This window comes from Clostridium sp. RTP31139st1_H3_RTP31139_211217, assembly GCF_040227035.1.
Lineage (GTDB): Bacteria > Bacillota > Clostridia > Clostridiales > Clostridiaceae > Clostridium > Clostridium saudiense.
Genome location: NZ_JBCOAB010000106.1, coordinates 1 through 2,214, shown reverse-complemented (window position 1 = coordinate 2,214; position 2,214 = coordinate 1). Strand labels below are relative to the sequence as shown.

The following is a 2,214-nucleotide window of genomic DNA, read 5'->3' as shown; positions in this document are numbered from 1 at the left end:
TAACATGAACGTACCCGTATGGGTTATTTTTTTTGCAATTAATTAGTGTTGCACTTGATATTGTAATTTATCTTATAAAAATAATATCCTGCTACTCCTCCAGCAATAACTAAAGTCAAAATAATTCCACTAGTTATTAAAATTCCCTTATTGCCACTTTTACTACCTAATAAATCGCTTTCTTCACTATTTTCTTTCCCATTCCCATCATTAACATTATCTTTTGCATTATCTGCTTCTTGTGAAGAATTTTCTAATGTCTGTCCATTTTCATCTGTTGATTCTTCAGCATTTTCAGTGTTATTAGAATTTTCTCCATTATAATCTGTTGCTTCAGCTTTTTCTTTATTACCATCATTTTCAGTCTTATTATTTCCATTTGCCCCTGTACTTGATGAAGAATTATTACTTGAAATAATTTGTGAATCTCCATTACTATTTGTAGTTAAATTCTCTCCAACACTTACTTCACTATTATCTTCATCATTATATCCTGAAAATTTAAAGCTATAGTTTTCAACAGTATCTCCTACCTGTTGAACAAGTTTAACCTTCATATTATCTTGCCCTATAGATAGTTTCTTATCATTTAAAACTTCAGCACTAATTACTAGAATAGTTCCACTTCCTTTAATTCCATCCTTTTCTCCAAGAAAAGTAAATGAATATGAAGCTGTATTTCCATTCTTAGCTGTTTCTCCGCCAAATTCCATTATCTCATTATTATGTTTTGTTATAAAATCACTAGCAGCTATACTTTCGACCCTTAATTTATCAGTATCATAAGTAAAATCTACAGATGCTGCATAAAGTTTATTTACATCCTTAACATTTACTAAAATTTCAATTATTGATCCTTTTTTTATTTGCCCATTAACCACTATCTCTACAGTTGCACTATCTGCATAAGTTTTTACTGGTATTACAAAAAACATAAATGCAATCATAAACGTTAATATTTTTTTCATATTATTGCTTACCTCACTATATATTAATTTATTCTTCTATAGTCTATTTCAAACTATAATTTAAAGTTATTATATAATCTTATTTTCATCACATTTTCTCTTTTTTCGTTTTTATTATAACATATTTTCTTAAACTCAAAAAAATTACTACCTTTTACTTATTTATTCAGCTTTTATTGTTAAATATACTGAATCAAAAAATCATAAAAAAGTAGTACATTCAAAAATGAACTGCCCCCCGCCAAGTAGACAGGGTAAATAATAAAAAATTATGATGCTAAGGTATGACTCCTATATTCAAGTGGAGCCATGCCTTTTAGCTTTTTTTGTATTCTTTTTGTATTATAAAATTCTATATATTCATCTATAGCTTTTTCAAGCTGTTCGTAAGTATGAAACTTTTGTAAATAATACATTTCAGATTTTAATATTCCCCAAAAACCTTCCATAGGTCCATTATCAATACATCGCCCAACTCTAGACATACTTTGTTTGGCATTAATAGCATCTAGCTTAAGTTTAAAGCTCTTACTTGTATATTGAAACCCGCGATCACTATGAAATAGTGGCGTTGCCGTCGGATTAGTTATAACAGCTTTATCTAGTGTATCAAAAACTAATTTATTATTATTAGAAGTACCTAATACATAAGAAACGATGCTATTGTCTCCAAGATCTAAAATCGCACTTAGATAAGCTTTTGTTCCGTTAGTTAATTTAAATTCTGTAACATCAGTTAACCATTTTTCATTAATATTTTCAGTTATAAAGTTTCTATTTAATAAATTTTCAGCAGTTATTTGAGGGGTGCTATGAACATATCTCTTTCTCTTCTTACTAATTACAGCAGACATATTCATAGATTTCATTAATCTATAAATACGTTTATGATTGTAATTAGAACCTAGAGTTTTATTTAAATTTAAAGTTATTCTTCTATAGCCATAAATACCTTTTACCTCAGAATATATCTTAATAATTTCATTCGAAATTTCTTTATTTTCTTTATCTCTTTGAGTTTCTTTTCTATTTAACCATTTATAATATGAAGATATACTAATCCTTGCACATTTGCATAATTCAGATATCGAATATCCAGACTGGTTAAGTTCCATAATTGCTATATATTTATCTACCTCCTTTCGATTTCGTCTAACTTTTTTAAGAAATCATTCTCCATTTTTAAACGTCTATTTTCAGATTCTAAAAGTTTTAATTGTGCAGCAATTTTCTCAGATTCGCTTAA

The 2,214-nt window shown here is 27.7% G+C and carries 1 protein-coding gene and 1 pseudogene; both read right to left on the bottom strand.

Features of this window, described 5'->3' with window-relative positions:
- Nucleotides 1-38: 38 nt before the first annotated feature.
- Nucleotides 39-968, bottom strand: a complete 930-nt coding sequence (locus ABUA17_RS18685; RefSeq protein WP_055277957.1) for a cohesin domain-containing protein — start codon at nucleotides 966-968, stop codon at nucleotides 39-41.
- 269 nt (nucleotides 969-1,237) lie between these two features.
- A pseudogene (locus tag ABUA17_RS18680) lies at nucleotides 1,238-2,125 on the bottom strand (IS3 family transposase); the annotation flags it as partial.
- Between the last annotated feature and the right edge of the window lie 89 nt (nucleotides 2,126-2,214).